This is a genomic window from Shewanella sp. TB7-MNA-CIBAN-0143 (assembly GCF_040310065.1).
GTDB lineage: Bacteria > Pseudomonadota > Gammaproteobacteria > Enterobacterales > Shewanellaceae > Shewanella.
In genome coordinates this window covers 45,628-63,268 of sequence record NZ_JBEOPL010000008.1, presented here as the reverse complement: position 1 = coordinate 63,268, position 17,641 = coordinate 45,628, and the positions used below count along the sequence as shown (strand labels likewise).

The 17,641-nt window shown below is 43.0% G+C and carries 12 protein-coding genes; 3 read left to right on the top strand and 9 right to left on the bottom strand.

The features are described from left to right. Positions 1 to 168: 168 nt before the first annotated feature. Genes cysC through cobA form a run of 5 tightly spaced genes read right to left on the bottom strand, consistent with a single transcriptional unit; the run spans position 169 to position 5,849 of the window. Entirely contained in the window at positions 169 to 792 is a 624-nt protein-coding gene (gene cysC, locus AAEY97_RS08440; protein ID WP_101086067.1) for an adenylyl-sulfate kinase, read from the bottom strand. A 45-nt stretch (positions 793 to 837) separates the two neighbouring features. Next, positions 838 to 2,562, bottom strand: a complete 1,725-nt coding sequence (locus tag AAEY97_RS08435) for an SLC13 family permease (RefSeq protein ID WP_101086068.1) — start codon at positions 2,560 to 2,562, stop codon at positions 838 to 840. Between the two features lie 3 nt (positions 2,563 to 2,565). Next, positions 2,566 to 4,008, bottom strand: coding sequence for a sulfate adenylyltransferase subunit CysN (cysN, locus tag AAEY97_RS08430; protein ID WP_350998046.1), 1,443 nt, complete (start codon positions 4,006 to 4,008; stop codon positions 2,566 to 2,568). A 60-nt stretch (positions 4,009 to 4,068) separates the two neighbouring features. After that, positions 4,069 to 4,977 carry a sulfate adenylyltransferase subunit CysD gene (cysD, locus tag AAEY97_RS08425; protein WP_101086070.1) on the bottom strand — a complete coding sequence of 303 codons (909 nt, stop codon included), beginning with the start codon at positions 4,975 to 4,977 and terminating at the stop codon, positions 4,069 to 4,071. A 53-nt stretch (positions 4,978 to 5,030) separates the two neighbouring features. Further along, positions 5,031 to 5,849 (bottom strand): uroporphyrinogen-III C-methyltransferase, encoded by an 819-nt coding sequence (cobA, locus tag AAEY97_RS08420; RefSeq protein ID WP_350998043.1) that lies wholly within the window; start codon positions 5,847 to 5,849, stop codon positions 5,031 to 5,033. Between the two features lie 284 nt (positions 5,850 to 6,133). Here cobA and AAEY97_RS08415 point away from each other — a divergent pair, with 284 nt between their 5' ends. Further along, positions 6,134 to 7,024, top strand: a complete 891-nt coding sequence (locus AAEY97_RS08415) for a phospholipase A (RefSeq protein WP_242445105.1) — start codon at positions 6,134 to 6,136, stop codon at positions 7,022 to 7,024. 152 nt (positions 7,025 to 7,176) lie between these two features. Here AAEY97_RS08415 and AAEY97_RS08410 read toward each other — a convergent pair whose 3' ends face one another. From AAEY97_RS08410 to AAEY97_RS08395, 4 genes are all read right to left on the bottom strand, one after another. Continuing rightward, on the bottom strand, positions 7,177 to 8,901 hold the full coding sequence (locus tag AAEY97_RS08410; protein ID WP_162022330.1) for a hypothetical protein: 1,725 nt from the start codon (positions 8,899 to 8,901) through the stop codon (positions 7,177 to 7,179). 878 nt (positions 8,902 to 9,779) lie between these two features. Further along, a complete protein-coding gene (locus AAEY97_RS08405) occupies positions 9,780 to 10,571 on the bottom strand; it encodes a phosphoadenylyl-sulfate reductase (protein WP_101086074.1) in 792 nt (263 codons plus the stop codon). Next, entirely contained in the window at positions 10,564 to 12,255 is a 1,692-nt protein-coding gene (gene cysI / locus AAEY97_RS08400) for an assimilatory sulfite reductase (NADPH) hemoprotein subunit (RefSeq protein WP_350998039.1), read from the bottom strand. Before cysI ends, AAEY97_RS08405 begins: the two co-directional genes overlap by 8 nt. A gap of 79 nt (positions 12,256 to 12,334) precedes the next feature. Next, a complete protein-coding gene (locus AAEY97_RS08395) occupies positions 12,335 to 14,125 on the bottom strand; it encodes an assimilatory sulfite reductase (NADPH) flavoprotein subunit (protein ID WP_350998036.1) in 1,791 nt (596 codons plus the stop codon). A 466-nt stretch (positions 14,126 to 14,591) separates the two neighbouring features. Between AAEY97_RS08395 and AAEY97_RS08390 the strand changes: the two genes are divergently transcribed. Together AAEY97_RS08390 and pntB are read left to right on the top strand one after the other, a co-directional pair. Next, positions 14,592 to 16,121 (top strand): Re/Si-specific NAD(P)(+) transhydrogenase subunit alpha, encoded by a 1,530-nt coding sequence (locus AAEY97_RS08390; protein ID WP_350998033.1) that lies wholly within the window; start codon positions 14,592 to 14,594, stop codon positions 16,119 to 16,121. 11 nt (positions 16,122 to 16,132) lie between these two features. After that, positions 16,133 to 17,617 (top strand): Re/Si-specific NAD(P)(+) transhydrogenase subunit beta, encoded by a 1,485-nt coding sequence (gene pntB, locus AAEY97_RS08385; RefSeq protein WP_101086078.1) that lies wholly within the window; start codon positions 16,133 to 16,135, stop codon positions 17,615 to 17,617. Positions 17,618 to 17,641: the final 24 nt, after the last annotated feature.

The following is a 17,641-nucleotide window of genomic DNA, read 5'->3' as shown; positions in this document are numbered from 1 at the left end:
CATCTAGCCGCGAAGCGTCCTAGTACCTGGCTGCGCAGCGATCTAGTATCTAGAAGGAGCGAAGCACCGCCCTCTGGCGAGCTTGCGAGTTCCTAGAACCTATCTCTTAATCTGGCTAAGGTATTGATAAAATAATCAACCCTTTTTATGTAGTCGACTTAGGGAAGTTTAAATCCCTGCACCAGCAATTTCTCTTGGCGGATTAAGCACATCAATCGCTTTTAAGTAAGCTAATAAACCATGTACCTGAGTATCAAGATCGCCTTTGCTGGTATCAATGGTTAACTCTGCTGATTCTGGCACTTCGTAAGGTGATGAAATACCGGTAAAGTTAGTAATCTCTCCCTTGCGGGCTTTAGCGTACAAGCCTTTCGGGTCTCGCGATTCACACACACTCAATGGTGTAGACACATGGACTTCAACAAACTGACCTTGTGGGAATAATGCCCGGACGCGATCACGTTCTTCACGGGTTGGCGAGATAAATGCCGACAGCACCACTAAGCCAGAATCAACCATTAACTTAGCCACTTCGCCAACACGACGTAAGTTCTCATCGCGATCGTCAAGGCTAAAGCCTAAGTCTTTACATAGACCATGTCGAACGTTATCACCATCAAGTAAATAGGTATGAAAACCATGCTCAAATAACGCCCGTTCTAATGCACCAGCAAGGGTTGATTTACCCGAGCCTGATAATCCCGTAAACCATAACAATACTGGGTTTTGGCCTTTTTGGGCGCCACGGGCAGCTTGGTCAATGGCATGTTGATGCCAAACAATATTACTCATCACTACTCCTATCGAATGGTTATTACACCACACTAAAATTCTTTGTTAAAACGGGAAGAAATACGGGATCGAAAAAATAACCACTAATGAATATACGATGGATAACGGTAAACCTAAGCGGATAAAATCGCTTAATTTATAGTTACCTGCATTAAATACCATGAGATTAGTTTGATAGCCGTAAGGCGAAATAAAACTCGCGCTTGCGCCAAATACCACCGCCATAATAAACGGCCGAGGATCGACGCCAAAACTGGTCGCGACCGCATAAGCGACCGGGAAGGCAAGTGCTGCAGCGGCGTTGTTGGTTATCAGCTCAGTGACAATTAACGTAATCAGGTAAATTCCAACAAAGGCGGCAAACACACCATAACCATTAAACACACTCAATAAAGTTTGTGCCATGACGTCTGCTAAGCCGGTTGCGACCATTAAGTTAGCTAAGCCTAAGGCACTGCCTACAATCACCACTAGTTCTAGCGGGAAGCGACGTTTAAGCTCACTTAAGGTTATCGCGCCAATCGCCACGTAGCTGAGTAATAATAAAACTAAGCCTTTGGCTAATGGTAATAGCTCAAAAATGCTCGCCAAAATGGTTAATGCAAACCCAACAAGTACCCAGTTACCGCGTTTTTCATCTAAACGCACGCTTAAGTCTAAGCCGCTAACGGCAGCAAAGTCGCTGGTTAAATTAGGGCACTTAGAAAAACGATCGCCTGGCGTGAGCAGTAACACATCACCGGGTTGTAAAACCACATCGCCGAGTCCACCTTTTAACGGTATATGACCACGACGAATAGCCATCACGGCTGCATCAAAGACTTCACGAAAGCGCGAATCTTTTAAGGTTGTGCCAACCAAACTTGATGATGGCGCTAATACCGCTTCAACCAAATTTTGGCCTTTAGCATGCTGCTTACCAAACCACTCTAAACCATCAAACTGATGCAATAGCTCAACCGACTCAACCGCGCCACTAAAACGCAAAACGTCATCGGCTTGCAGCACCATTTGTGGTGGCACAGGGCAAATACGTATACCGCTGCGTTCTAATTCAACTAAATAAAGTTTTTTAAGTGCGCGCAAACGGTTATCAATGACACTTTTACCCACTAAAGTAGAGGTTTTAGCTACATGAGCTTCCAATAGATAAGGCAATGCTTCATCTTCGGACTCTTCACGCCTATCGGGTAAAAAATTAGCCATAATGGTCAACACCACTAGACCACTTATAACAACTAATGCGCCAACTTGTGAAAACTCAAAAAAACCCAGAGGTTCAAGACCAGCATTTTCAACAAATGAGTTAACAATCAAATTGGTAGAAGTACCAATGAGCGTAAGCGTGCCACCGAGGATTGCAGCATAGTTTAATGGCAACAATAACTTAGAAGGAGCATGCGCTTGATTACGACGCACAACACCAATTAACGATGCTACAACAGCTGTATTATTGGTAAACGACGACAACAACGCCGTCGATATACCTAACTTAGCCAGGGTAGAAAATAACGAGCCTTTCCCTATCACTTGGCTTAATTTGCCCAGTAATGAGGTTTTCTCGAGTGCTGTGGCAGCCAGCACCAACAGCACTAAAGTAATTAGTCCGTTATTAGTAAAGCTGCCAAGCGCTACATTTAAGTCAACTAGTCCGAGGATATAACAAAGTAATGAAGCGAAAAAAAACATGGCGGCCGGTTTTGCAAGCCCAGCAAGAAGCCCACCGACCAGTGCTAACAAGATAATCGCTAACAACCATATTTCGCTCATTATTTATTTTCCAAGTACGCTAATATCACGAGCATTCCAATGCGGAAAATGCTTACGCACTAACGTATTAAACTCGACTTCAAATGCACTAAACTCAGTGTTGGTTTGCTTATCGCCTTGATGTCCACTGACAACCATAGCCGCTGCTACGGTAGCATTAGATAATCTGTCGATTAAAATCATGCCGCCAGTATCACGCACCAAGCTGTAAGCGTCTAACACAATCGATTCAGTTAAATCTAACTTAACTCGGGCAATGGTATTTAAACTTAATGAGCTTGCTGCACTGCGCTCAAGCGTGTTCACGTCAGTAATGTATTCAATTTCGCTCACGACGGCTTGAGTTTTCTTACCCGCGACTTTCACATCATATAATTGACCGATCTGTAATGGCTTTTCATCCATCCACACCATATCGGCAACAATATGGTTAGCAACTTCTGGTGCAGTTATAGGGTGAGCCAATAAATCACCACGTGAAATATCAATCTCATCTTCAAGGGTAATCGTAATAGCTTGGCCTGCTACAGCTTCTTGCAAATCACCATCAAATGTCACAATACGCTCGATTTTACTGCGTTTGCCTGATGGCAATGCAACTAATTCATCGCCCACTTTAATGATACCTGACGCTAATGTGCCAGAGAAACCACGAAAATCTAAGTTAGGACGTAATACGTATTGCACTGGGAAACGAACGGGTAGATCGCTCAGTTCACGCTGGGTATCGATAGTTTCAAGTAACTCAAGTAATGTGCCACCTTGATACCAATCACACTGCGTACTGCGGTTAACCACGTTGTCGCCATTTAAAGCAGATAACGGTACATAGTGAATATCTAAATCACCCAAATCTTTAACAAATTCAGTGAAGTCAGCTTGAATTTTTTCAAACACAGCTTGATCAAAACCAACCAAATCCATTTTATTCACAGCAACAACAAAGTGACGTAAACCTAGTAACGATGCGATAAAGGCATGGCGTTTAGTTTGGGTTTGGACACCATAACGTGCATCAACCAAAATAACCGCTAAGTCACAGGTAGATGCGCCCGTTGCCATGTTACGAGTATATTGTTCATGACCTGGAGTATCAGCAATGATGAACTTACGTTTTTCACTGGAGAAATAACGATAAGCTACGTCGATTGTAATACCTTGCTCACGTTCAGCTTGTAAACCATCGACCAATAACGCGAGATCAATGGCTTCACCAGTAGTGCCCATCTTCGCGCTGTCACTTTTTAGACTCGCTAACTGATCTTCATAAATTTGCGCACTGTCATGCAGTAAACGACCAATTAAGGTACTTTTACCATCATCAACACTGCCACAAGTTAAAAAACGCAGTAAGCCTTTGTTTTGTTGTAAGGCTAAATATTCTTTTACACCGTGCAGCTGGATCTCTGCTGCCATACGGTCGGTATTGATTTTTGCTTGGTCCATAATCTTTCTCACTCAAATTCATTCGCATGCTGGGTTGATAAAACAACCATGTTCAATTGTTTAGAAATAGCCTTGACGCTTTTTCTGCTCCATTGACGCACTTTGGTCAGAATCAATTAAGCGACCTTGACGTTCACTTGAACGAGTTAATAGCATCTCTTCAATAATTTTTTCTAAGGTGTCAGCTTCTGAAGGCATCGCCGCAGTTAGCGGATAACAACCTAAGGTTCTGAAACGAACCCGTTCAACCGATTCAACATCACCTTCTTCAATAGGCATACGGTCATCATCTTTCATGATGAGCTGACCACCTTTGTTTACTACGGTGCGTTGTGCAGCAAAATATAACGGCACAATCTCAATACTTTCTTGATAGATGTACTGCCAAATATCGAGCTCAGTCCAGTTAGATAAAGGGAACACTCGAATGCTCTCGCCTTTATTGACCGCGCCATTATAAGTGCGCCACAACTCTGGACGTTGGTTTTTAGGATCCCAACGGTGGTGTTTATCACGGAACGAATATACCCGTTCTTTGGCACGAGACTTTTCTTCGTCACGTCGCGCACCACCAAAAGCAGCATCAAAACCATATTGATTTAAGGCTTGCTTTAAACTTTGTGTTTTCATAATGTCAGTGTGCTTGGCACTGCCATGAGTGAATGGGCCAACACCTTGTTCAACACCTTCCTGATTGGTATGAGTCAGTAACTCAAAACCAAACGCTTTAGCTTGCGCATCACGAAAGGCTATCATCTCTTTAAATTTCCACCCCGTATCGACATGTAATAACGGAAATGGAATTTTACCCGGGTAAAAAGCTTTGCGCGCTAGATGCAGCATCACCGATGAGTCTTTACCTATCGAATACATCATGACAGGATTACCAAACTCAGCTGCTACTTCACGGATAATCTGGATGCTTTCGGCTTCCAGTTGTTGTAAATGGCTTAACGAACGGCCTGCCATGATGATTCTCCATTACCTAATATTGCTGCAGAGCAGCGGGTTAAATTATTCGACTACAGCGCTTTCGCGACTGTGTCTAAATCTGTTTTTTGTTGCGCAGTGACGGGATCAAACCAATTTAAGCTGTCAGCTAATTCAACAACCTCACCAATAATCATCAGCGCAGGCATCTGTAAAGCAGGATCTGCGGCTAATTGAGCCAGCTCACCTAACTTACCCATAAACCGCTGTTGTGATGAGGTGGTCGCGTTAGACACAATGGCCACTGGCGTATCAGCACTTCGGCCGGCGTTGATTAAACCATCACTAATAATATTGGCATTTAATATGCCCATATACACCACTAAAGTATTGTTGGAATTAGCATAACCCTGCCAATCCATAGGGCGACTCGCTAACTGGCAATGACCAGTAATAAACGTGACACCTTGAGCATAATCACGATGCGTTAACGGAATACCTGCATAAGCGGAAGTGCCACTGGCAGCGGTAATGCCAGGTACTACTTCAAAAGCAATACCGGCAGCAACTAAGGTTTGTAGCTCTTCGCCGCCGCGGCCAAAAATAAACGGATCGCCGCCTTTTAAACGCACCACATTTTTACGGGTAAATGCTTTAGTCACTAATAGCTGATTAATTTCATCTTGAGCAGCGCTGTGTTTACCTGCGCGCTTACCCACAGCAATTTTTTCAGCGTTGCTGGGGATCAAATCTAAAATATCTTGACTGACTAATGCGTCATATAACACCGCATCAGCATGCTTAAGAATGCGATAGGCTTTTAGTGTTAGCAGCTCAACGTCGCCTGGACCGGCGCCGACTAACCACACTTTGCCTTTGGCTTTTTGCCCTGGCATAGAGACTAACTCCATCACATTTACCTCAAGATATTTGACCATGTTCAAATATAGCGTTTTCTATATTCCATATACAATAGTTAATAGTTAGTTTTTATAACTAAATAGAATATGAGGCGGTTTGTTCGCAATTTAATCTATTTGACATGCTAATACGTATAGAATTCGCCGTTGAAATGAAAAGAATTGTTAACTTAATTCGACAAAGCTCTGCCAATTGATAACAATGAGCACTGAAAAATACTGAAACTAAGAATTACACTAAAATTAAACCTATAATTATGCTTATGGATGATGCAATGATAAAAAGCACTCAATATCTTGGACTCTCGTTATTATTACTTGGCTATAGTACCCTCGCCCTTGCAGAAGACTCCTTAGTCGATGAACGTGTAAAAGGAGAACTCGCTACATCTGAAAAGCCGTTTGTGATCACGCCACACAAAGCTAATTATCTGCTTCCAGTAACCTATCAAACCAGAACCAACGCATTACCCTTTGAAGTTAAATACCCAGACGAAGATTTCGCAATCGATAATCTAGAAGCAAAATTCCAAATCAGTTTTAAGTTTCCAGTTTGGTACAATGTTTTTGGTGATAATGGCCATTTGTTCTTTGCCTACACCAACCAATCGTATTGGCAAGTCTACAACGAAGAAGCTTCATCTCCTTTTCGTGAAACCACTCATGAACCTGAAGTGTTTATGTTATTCAATAATGATTGGAAAATTGGTGGTTTTACCAACTCATTTTTAGGGTTTGGTGCTGTGCATCAGTCTAATGGTCAAACCAACCAATTATCACGCAGTTGGAACCGAATATACGGCAGTGCAGTATTCGACCGTGGCCCTTTCGCACTCGGACTTAGAGTGTGGTGGCGTATCCCTGAAGATGAAAAAGAAGATATTAATTCAGCTAAAGGCGATGACAATCCAGATATCGACAGTTACATGGGTAACTTCGAACTGACTGGAGTGTACGGTTTAAATGAGCATCGCTTTACTATGCTACTGCGTAACAACTTACGCGATACCAATCGCGGTGCAGTTGAATTTACCTGGAGCTACCCGATTATTGGTACTTTACGTGTTTATACTCAATATTTTAATGGTTACGGTGAAAGCTTAATTGATTATGACCATCATAATCAGCGTATTGGTATTGGTATTGCGTTAAATGACATTCTGTAAGCTAGATAATTAATGTCTTTAATTCATTAACATCGACAATTAGCTGTAATCGATTAACGCAACAATAGAATGTACAAGACATAAAAAAGGTGACCATTTGGTCACCTTTTTAGTTTCATTAATGTCGTATTAGCACAGTAACGTTAATGAAATTATTTAGCACTCGCTTTAGAATTTACTTTAGAACCAATTACTAAGCCCTTATCTGTAAAGTCTACCGACATCTGTAAACGCATGTCGTAGTCTTTTAACATCAGCAATTCTTCTGGCATTGGTTCGCCACTCATTTCTGCCATATCAACTAATGGAGCAAACATTTTTTGGTAATCGACAGACAAGTCAAAGAAACCATTAGATTCAAGTGGTTGCTTATACATCAAATCAGCTAACTCAGTACCCCTGTCGCCAGTATAAGCAACTAAATGACTACCTTTGATGGCTAATTTTGCACTAACCCCAAATTCAGGTGGCAACATTAACATTGGAGTTATATCGACTGGATCGCCATTATCTTTCAAGTCCACTTCTGCAAGCGGTGGATAAAACGGCTTCATCATATCCACTAACATCATCGGTTTTTCAGCCGACACGCTTATTAATGCATCTAGTTTTTCGAAACTAGCTTGGCCATTCTTCTCTGTTAACTTGTAATCCGCTAGTGTCACACTAATGCCTTTAACGCCATTAGCCATCCCCGTCATCATGCCAAGCATTGCTGGATTTAACTCGCTTAATTCTGATTGCATTTGAGCCAATGCAGCACATTGATATTGCGGTGTTTGTAAATCTTTCCACACTTCGTTCAATGCTGGTGCGAGTTGATTAACATCAATACCGAGTGAAAGTGATAAAATATTATCATGACCATTACTGGCAAATGATGGCACAAAGCCACGCATTTTATTCAATGCAGACAAAATCACCTGGTTATTACTTTCAAGCACAACAGCAGCATCAATGGTACTTTCTTCACGAGTGATAGAGTATGAATTTAACCCCATTACACTGCGCGGCCAGTTAGCAGCAATGGCACTTAATTCAGTTTGACACACGGGTGTTTTCATTTCAGCAAAAGGATCTTCACCCTGAATCTCAATCATTTTGGTCATTTGCTTGGCCAGCATATTACCGTCAGTCGACGTTAACCCTTTAACCAATTCAACATGATTAATAAAGCTAATACTGTCTTGCATAAAACCATGAGTATTAGCGATGTCTTGCAACAGGGTGGTTTCGCTAATTGGATGCTCAACTTTCTTTTCACCCAAGGCGGTTTCAAGCAATTCAGGTTGATTAAATGACGTATTCAAGGTCACAGTTAACCAGCCATCTTTAACAGAAAATACGATCTCAGCGTGTTCTTTCTCATCAACATCAGTCAATGTATAACCGCGATATTCAACAGATCCAGATTTGCCCATAGTATGAGTTAAGCCACTTTCCTGCTCGGCGCGATCTAATTCCGCCCAAAATGCTGCAGGATTGCTGATCTCAACTTTCATGACCGGCAATGCACCCAAGGTATAAAAATAACTCTTGATTGAATCAGGTAAGCCGTAGGTGGATAGTAAGGTTTCAGGCTCAGGCAACACGGTCATGTATTGCTTGTATAAACTGATAAAAAAGCGCTCTTGAGCTGATGAACTATCATCTAGCGACAGCATTTTATCCAGATCATAAGCTTGATAATTACCTGCAATGCTATACAGATAATCTTTTAACGGAAATGGAACTAACTGCCCAGAAAACGCTAATGTATCTGCTGGAATATAGTCCAACATAGGATCATTTTTAACGACTGACGTCCCTTGTTGCGACAGAAAATATCCACCAGCACCAACAGCTAATACCACAGCAGCAATTGCCATCTTATTCATCTATAAACTCCAATTTATATTATTGTTAACTCTTCCTTGAAATGAGTTAGCGTTTAAACATTTATCATCTTTTTGGGATAAGCATTATCGATTACACCGATAAACTGCGGATTAATTTAGCATTAAATGTTAATAAGCGCATTAGATGTTACCTTTTGGGGGATATTTATCCTGAAAACTGCACTTGTAAAAAACCAATACGCCAAAAAGACAGCTTATTATCTAACGAGTTTTGAGAGGGAATTTGACGAGAATAAAGTGAAAATCAAAAAGCATTAAGCCGGAAATAATTCAAACATCTGATCTCCCGATAACTCAAACCGCTGAGTTATCGGGAACAATCAAACAGATTGCTTATACGCTAACAAGTCAATCAATGTGCTCGAGGATGCGAGCGAAGCTTTTGAAGGTACGTGGATTGCAAAAACAATCCCAAAACGTCAACAAAAACCGTCTACAGGAACTTCTAAATCTAGACTATTATCGGCACTGATGCATGAAAATTTAAATAAAATTTAATTATTTTCAATTTACACATAAAACCAGTAGCTCAATTCAATGCACAACTAATTATTTAGGAGGACAAACCAACCTCAACCTGCCCTTGTTAATTATAACGTTGCAATGTCTGACAACATGCTAACAAACAGGCTTGGTGATAATTTGGCTGCATGATATTACAAACCGATGAGGTAAAAGCAGTTTATCTCATAATTCAAACTTATGAATGACAAGAATAAAACAAATTAATGAAAAAGAACAACGTCGAATTTAAGACAAAATAGAGGCTGATACGGTAGATAATGAAAGCCTTAAAATGCATTCATCCGCAATAAATTGCGGATGAATGGAGTACATTATCTAACACCACTTCACAACTAGATATCGAAGTGCAAACCACATTCTCGTTGTAAGCCATTAAAACGGGTTTCTTCTTCAGACATACCTAACTCAAGTGGTTTGCTTGAGTGAGTATCACCTACCGACACATAACCTTGTTCCCATAATGGGTGATAGGGCAAGTCATGTTCCGTTAAGTACATGTGCACGTCTTTGTTGCTCCACTCAATGATGGGTAACAATTTAAAACGTTTGCCACTAATGGCTAAAATCGGCAATGCTTCACGGGTACTAGACTGACTGCGACGCAAGCCTGCAAACCAAGTACCGACATTCAATTCAGCTAATGCACGCTGCATAGGCTCAACTTTATTGATGCGGTTATACTTTTCTAAGCCATCGATCCCCTGCTCCCACAGCTTACCAAAACGCGCTTCTTGCCACGCCTGGGTTTGACCCGCTTGGTACACTTTAAGATTCAGGCTTAAACGCTCGGTTAACTGATCAATAAATTGATAGGTCTCAGCAAACAAATAGCCAGTGTCGGTTAAAATAACCGGAATATCGCTTTGCGCTTGAGTCACCATGTGCAACATCACCGCACCTTGAATACCAAAGCTAGACGATAACGCATGATCGCCCGGTAAATATGCTAGACCCCATGCCACTCGTTGTTGCGCCGTTAAGCCTGCTAAAAACAGGTTAATGTTTTCAAGCGCTGCGATTTGCTCAGCTTTAGGCGCTAATAATAACGCCTGCAGTTGAGCCGGAGTAACTGAATGATCGACGGCCGCGTCAGTTGACGCAGTCGTTACCACTTCATTAGGCATGAAAATCCTTAGCGGCGTCTATAACCGCCTTCACTACGCCAATGCGTACAGTGAAGTTACCAAAGGTTTCGCCCGCATCGCGCTCTGTGGCGTAGCGACCAAATAAGGTATCCAATTCAGCTAAAATTTCAGCTTCTTGAATGTTTTCTTTATGCATTTTATTTAAACGCGTGCCTTCAAAGCTGGCGCCTAAATACAAGTTATAACGCCCAGGTGCTTTACCCACTAAACCAATTTCAGCTGCAAATGGACGGGCACAACCGTTTGGACAACCTGTCATGCGCACCACGATTGATTGCTCGCTAATGCCGTGTTTAGCCTGTAATGCATCGATGTGATCAATAAACTCAGGGAAGTAACGCTCAGCTTCAGCCATCGCTAATGGGCACGTTGGTAATGCCACACAGGCAATTGAATGACCGCGAGTACCGCTTAGCACTTGGCCTAATAAGCCGTGCTTACGCGCTAAACCTTCGATCTCAGCTTTATCTTGTGCAGCAACACCGGCAATAATCATGTTCTGATTAGATGTCATACGGAAATCGCCTTTATGGATTTTGGCAATTTCACGTAGACCAGTTTGCAAGGTTTGACCTGGCATATCTTTAATACGGCCACTTTCAATAAATAGCGTTAAGTGGAACTTATTGTCGATACCTTCAACCCAACCATAACGGTCGCCGCGATCGCCAATGATCACCTCACGCTTAGGTGCAAATTTAACCCCAGCACGTTTTTCAACTTCGGCTTTAAATGCATCAAGACCATGGTCAACAATGGTGTACTTTAAACGCGCACGTTTACGCACAACACGATTACCCCAGTCACGTTGAACCGTCATTACCGCTTCGGCAAACTTGGTAACGTCGTCCGTTTTAATAAAGCCCAAGTCGTCAGCTAAACGTGGGAAAGTTTCAACTTCACCGTGGGTAGAACCCATACCGCCACCAGCAACCAGGTTAAAGCCAATTAACTCGCCAGCTTCTGCTACCGCAATAAAACCAAGGTCGTTGGTATACACGTCTACATCGTTATGTGGCGGAACCGCAACAGCCATTTTAAATTTACGTGGCAAATAGGTTTTGCCGTAAACAGGTTCAACCGTTTCGGTGCCTAATAGCTTTTCTTCATCTAACCAAATCTCAGCGTAAGCGCGAGTGTGTGGTAATAGATGATCAGATAAATGCTTGGCAACCGCATACGCCTGAGCATGTAACTTGGACTCAACTGGATTTGGGTTACACATCACGTTACGGTTTACGTCACCACAAGCGGCAATAGAATCAAGTGCTGCGCGATCAAGACCTTGGATCAAGGATTTTAGATTACGTTTAGGAATGCCGTGGTACTGAAACGTTTGACGCGTGGTTAAACGAATGCTGTTTGAGGTGGTTAGCGTAGATGAAATTTTATCCACTTCTAACCACTGCGCTGGAGTACAAATACCACCAGGTACACGGGCACGTAACATAAAGCTATGCAATGGCTCTAACTTTTGCTCTTTACGCTCGTTACGTAAATCGCGATCGTCTTGCTGATAAAAACCGTGGAATTTGATCAACTGTTGATCGCCATCACTAAACGATCCAGTCACTTGAGTATCTAAACCCTCTTTGATATCGCCGCGTAAATAATCACTGTCGATTTTTAAGTATTCGTTTAACGCTAACTTTTGCTCACTCATGGCCTGGGCCTCTCTTAATTCTGTTCAATTCATTAGTGCGATTGGGTTGCTAGATTTGGCCTAACAACCGAGGTCGAATTTAGTACACGTCTTTTTGGTAGCGTTTTTCACTACGTAGTGTTTCAAAGTAAGCTTCTGCGTCATCAGCGCTTAAGCCACCTTGTTCAACCGCAATATTCACTAATGCTTGGTGTACATCTTTTGCCATGCGTTCTGCATCACCACAGATATACACATGTGCGCCATTTTGTAGCCACTGCCACAACGCTTCGGCTTGCTCTGCAATGCGATGCTGAACATACACTTTATGAGCTTGATCGCGCGAGAAAGCGACATCTAAACGCGATAAATCGCCATTTTTAAGATATTGCTGCCACTCAACTTGGTATAAGAAATCTTGTTCAAAATACGGGTTACCAAAGAATAACCAGCTGTCACCTGACACTCCGTCAACAACACGTTGCTGCATAAAGGCGCGGAAAGGCGCAACACCTGTACCAGGACCCACCATAATGACCGGTGTGTTTGGATTTTCGGGTAAACGGAAATGGTTATTAGACTCAACATACACATTAACTTGTTGGCCTTCTTCAGCCGAGGCTAAGAAATGCGATGCCCCACCAAAACGTGCTTGGCCTTGACGTTCATCTTCAACTAACGCCACCGTCAAGTGTACTTCAGCTTCCACTTCGGCCTGGCTAGAGGCTATTGAATATAAGCGTGGCGTCAATGGACGTAACATATCAACCAATTGCACCGCGCTAACCTTGGCTGGATATGCTGCGACTAAATCAGCTAACTGATGCTTAAGAATAAATTGTCTGGTTTGTTCTTTGTCTTCACAAATGGCTGCAAGTTCAGCACTTCCACTTAACTCAGCCCATGTTTTCACTAGGCCTGGGTATAACTGAGTTAATTCTTTCTTGTCAGTTAACGCCGCTTTTAATGATAGTGACTGTTTCGACACGGTGACGTTGTCGTCTGCAGCTAAACCGAGCGCGGCGATAACTTCATCAACAAGCACTTCATTATTACTAAACCACACACCTAGCGCATCACCGACCTGATAAGTTAATCCTGACTCGCCTAAATCAATTTCAACATGGCGGACGTCACGATCAGAACCTCGACCAGTAATTTTTTGGCTTACCAGTACTTCTGCTGTATAGGGGTTTTGCTTGGTATATTCGCTTTCACCCGCAACAGATGCCGTACCAATAGAGACCACACTTGCACTTGAGGCTTGAATGTACGGCTTAACAGCCTCTACAACACTGTCCTGCCATTGTTGTGAAATATCTTCATAGTCAACATCACATTCTACCAACGGTAATAATGATGTTGCCCCTAATGCACTTAAACGCGCATCAAAGTCTTTACCTGTTTGGCAGAAGAACTCATAACTTGAATCACCTAGTGCTAGCACAGAATAATGTAGCTTATCTAATTTAGGTGCACGCTTTGAGGCTAAAAACTTGTGTAGTTCAATCGCATCATCAGGCGCTTCGCCTTCACCATGAGTACTAACAAGCAATAACAAGATGGTTTCTTGTTTTAGCTGGCGGACATTATATTCGCCCATAGAAGCTAAATTAACCGCATAACCTTGCGCTTGCGCTTTGGCTGCGAGTTCTTTGGCTACGCCACGGCCATTGCCCGTTTGGCTACCGTATAAAATCGTAACTGTTGGTGCGGCACTTGTCTCTGCTGTCGTCTCGACACCGCTTTGACCTTGGTTAGCACTCGCAGCGAGATAACCACTGACCCATGCAAGTTGAACTGAAGATAATTCTGATGTGAGTTGCTTTAACTTATCGACTTGTCCTTGAGACAATGGTGATGCTAAAGCTGAAAGTTCTTTTAACAACATAAGACGGCCTTATAACAGTGTAATGTGGACTAGCTTACTCCTACGGACAAAAACCAAAAAAGAATAAAAGATGATTTTTTATTCCATTTAGGAATATGCAAAGATGTTTTTTTAAGCTACAAAAGTGTGGCGCAGTTAAAAGTTTTTAAATTACCTTAATTTAAAACCCTTTAATTAGCCTAAAGGCACTTGTACCGAACATGCCTCATGTCGCAAGCTAGGAGCGCCAATTAACTGATGAATAATTATCAGGTTGATTGTTCTCTGAGTAAAACGACATGCAAATATAATGTAACTGTGTCAACGTAATGCCATTGGCTAAATAGTTTACCCGACTTCAATGGTCATATGCTGCTCTTTTTCTATCTTCAAAGTGCAGCATGTGAGGCAGAAATACTCAAACGGAATGGTCTATTGATGGGGAACAACAATAGACGGTCTTTTTATTAACCATCAGGAAACAGTCATGCAGATTGGAATACCGAGAGAAAGTATCGAAGGTGAAACTCGAGTCGCCGCGACTCCAGCCACTGTGGTACAGCTAATAAAACTCGGCTTTAGTGTGGCAATTGAAGCACAGGCAGGTGTGAAGTCGAGCTTTGATAATGCTGCATTTGAAGCCGCTGGGGCGGATGTGGTCGACAATGTGTACGACGCTGACTTTATTTTTAAAGTGAATGCACCGTCCGATGACGAAATTGCCAAAATGAAACCAGGCACAACGTTGGTGAGTTTTATTTGGCCAGCCCAAAACCCTGAGCTTGTTGAAAAGCTATCAAGTCACAATATTACCGTGATGGCGATGGACATGGTGCCACGCATCTCACGCGCCCAATCACTCGATGCCTTATCATCGATGGCCAACATTGGTGGTTATCGCGCTGTGATCGAAGCCGCCCACGAATTTGGTCGTTTCTTTACCGGGCAAATTACTGCAGCAGGTAAAGTGCCACCAGCCAAAGTGTTGGTTATTGGCGCAGGTGTAGCCGGACTTGCCGCTATTGGCACTGCGGGCTCGCTGGGGGCCATAGTGCGCGCATTTGATACTCGCCTTGAAGTGGCTGAGCAAATTGAGTCAATGGGCGGTAGCTTCTTAAAGCTTGAATTTGAAAACAATGAAGGCGGCTCGTCTGACGGCTACGCTAAAACCATGTCAGAAGAGTTTATTGCCGCTGAAATGGCGCTCTTTGCTGAACAAGCTAAAGACGTCGACATCATCATTACCACCGCATTAATTCCTGGTCGTCCTGCGCCAAAACTGATTACCAAGGACATGGTCGATACCATGAAACCGGGCTCAGTGATTGTCGATTTAGCGGCAGCAACTGGCGGTAACTGTGAATACACCGTCACTGGCGAACGTTTTATTACAGAAAACGGCGTAAAAGTATTGGGTTATACCGACTTACCCGGTCGTTTACCGGCGCAATCGTCACAACTTTATGGCACCAACTTAGTCAACTTGATGAAGTTAATGTGTAAAGCCAAAGACGGCAATGCAGTGCTCGATTTTGATGATGTGGTCATGCGCAACATGACCGTGACTCGTGGCGGCGAAATTACTTTCCCACCACCGGCAATTTCAGTGTCTGCGGCACCGCAAAAACCAGCAGCGAGTATCGAGCCTAAAGCTGCCAAAGTTGACAAAGTACCGTCAAAACTTAAATACATTTTAGCTGTGTTAGGTCTAGCCGGTTTTGCTGCAGTGGCGTCAGTTGCGCCCGCTGAGTTCTTGTCGCATTTCACCGTGTTCATCCTATCGTGTGTGGTGGGGTATTACGTGGTGTGGAATGTGTCGCACTCATTGCATACGCCGTTAATGTCGGTCACTAATGCTATTTCAGGCATTATTGTGGTCGGGGCGTTATTGCAAATAGGCCAGGGTTCAGCATTTGTCACGGCGCTTGCGTTTGTCGCGGTGCTTATTGCCAGTATTAACATCTTTGGCGGGTTTACCGTCACTCAGCGCATGCTGAAGATGTTCCGTAAAGATTAAGGAGTCATATCGTGTCTCAAGGACTGGTTACAGCATCTTATATCATTGCCGCGGTGTTTTTTATTCTCAGTTTAGCTGGGTTATCAAAACAAGAAACTGCTAAAAATGGTAATTTATTTGGCATTATTGGTATGGCGATTGCGCTTATTGCAACCATACTCAATCCTGCTACAAGCGGCGTAGAATGGATTATTCTCGCCATGGTCATTGGTGGATCGATTGGTATTCGCTTAGCATTAAAAGTCGAAATGACTGAAATGCCAGAGCTCGTCGCGATTTTGCACAGCTTTGTGGGTCTAGCTGCGGTATTAGTGGGCTTTAATAGCTTTATTGATATCCAACCACACGAAGTGTCTGAAATTGTCGTGGTCATGGGGCAAGACCTCAACACCACACTAGAAACCGCAAAAGCTGCATTTGCTGAAGCAAGCAAAGCCCAACAAACTGAGCATCTAACCGGTGCCATGCTTAACATTCACTTAGTGGAAGTATTTTTAGGCATCTTTATTGGTGCAGTCACCTTCACAGGCTCTATTGTGGCGTTTGCTAAGCTACGTGGTTTGGTTTCATCAAAAGCACTTATGCTACCTCATCGTCATAAATTAAATTTATTGGCCGTTGTGGTGTCGTTTATTCTAATGGTGATATTCGTTCAGGCGGGTGGTGCAGTGACACCAATCATCTTGATGACCTTAATCGCGTTTGCATTTGGTTGGCATTTAGTGGCATCAATTGGCGGCGCAGACATGCCAGTTGTGGTTTCAATGCTGAACTCATATTCAGGCTGGGCAGCGGCAGCAGCAGGTTTCATGTTATCTAATGACCTTCTAATTGTTGTTGGTGCGCTTGTGGGCTCATCGGGTGCGATTCTGTCTTACATTATGTGTAAAGCCATGAACCGCTCGTTCATTTCTGTTATTGCCGGTGGTTTTGGTAACGATGCGGCAGTATCAACTGGCGATGACACTGTGGGCGAATACCGCGAAACAACCGCAGAAGATGTCGCTGATATGCTAAAAGCATCTGACTCAGTCATCATCACCCCAGGTTATGGTATGGCGGTGGCTCAAGCGCAATATCCAGTAGCTGAAATCACTAAAAAGCTGCGCGCTTTGGGGATAAAAGTTCGCTTTGGTATTCACCCTGTTGCAGGGCGTTTACCTGGCCACATGAACGTACTATTGGCAGAAGCTAAAGTGCCTTACGATATCGTGTTAGAAATGGACGAAATCAACGAAGACTTTAGCAGTACTGATACCGTGCTCGTCATTGGCGCTAACGATACGGTTAACCCAGCGGCGATGGAAGATCCAACGAGCCCTATTGCTGGCATGCCGGTGTTAGAAGTGTGGAAAGCGCAAAACGTGATTGGCTTTAAACGTTCAATGAACACAGGTTATGCCGGTGTACAAAATCCATTGTTCTTTAAAGACAATACCCAAATGTTGTTTGGCGATGCGAAGGACAGTGTAGAAGCAATCCTTAAAGCCTTATAAATCAACTTGTGGCAAACAAAACAC